Source organism: Streptococcus sp. GMD4S, assembly GCF_000296955.1.
Genome location: NZ_AJRE01000283.1, coordinates 1 through 1,002, shown reverse-complemented (window position 1 = coordinate 1,002; position 1,002 = coordinate 1). Strand labels below are relative to the sequence as shown.

Sequence of the window (1,002 nt, the reverse complement as noted above, 5' to 3'; positions counted from 1 at the left end):
TCTGCGATGGCTTGGATATTGACACTGTGAAGCGCACGAAGAGCATTGAGCAAATCTTTTAAAGAACCATATTTATTGTTCTTGCTCATCGCCATATCGTAGCGGTCTTCAAAGGCATAACCATTCTGAATGATAGAATCTAAGAAAGTACCGTCTTGGCTAGATACATACTGAGGTGGTAGCTCAAATGAAGTTACTCCCCATTCCTTGAAGAGGTTGACATTTTTAGCAATGACTTTATTAGTATATTGGTCATCGCGGGTTGCAAAGTCTTGGAAGTTAGAAAATCCTTCGTAAATCAACTGAGAATCAAGGGCTGCGCTAGATTCGTAGACCTGACCACTAGCGTTTTTCTTCTTGCTTGCTGTTGTACGAGCATCCTGATCTGCCTTAGCGCCAACTGGTACCCAAACAGCCAGATATCCAGAAACCTGTACATTGCTGTAGCCTGCAATATCATTCATATCAAAGGTTAAAATACCATTAGCATCTGTCTTCTTCCAGAGCGATTGCGGCACTTCTTCGTCAGTTAGATAACGGGAAATACCATCTTTGGTCGTCAAAAGCACAGGGCGATAGTATTGATTCTTGTGGGCTGCTCCCATATTGACTTGCAGTTTATCCCATTCGTTCAGTTTCAGGTTAGGGTTGTTAGAAGCAATAACAGCCATCCCTTGAGTACGAGTTTCTGCTGTTCCTTCATCTGTTGCTTCATTGGCACCAGTACCGTAGCGCACAGAAGTCAAAATACCATTGTAAGACCATTTATCAGCCTCACGAGGTACACCCATATATGTGACTTTCATGTCTTGTCCACCTGCTACATACTTAATACGAGCACGCAACAAGGCATCGATAGCATCGTGGTAAGGAGATTTTTTCTCCATGTATTGACCATCATCGGTATAGAGGTCACCATAGTAGACCCGAGTGATAGAGTCTTTATTGGAGAGCATGAGGGCATGGGCAGTTGGGATGTTGAACTGCGTATACTTCTTGTCT

At 43.2% G+C, this 1,002-nt stretch carries 1 protein-coding gene; it reads right to left on the bottom strand.

All coding sequences use genetic code 11. The features are described from left to right. The coding region (locus GMD4S_RS09370) for a glycoside hydrolase family 70 protein (protein ID WP_000001704.1) at positions 1-1,002 on the bottom strand (1,002 nt) is incomplete at both ends.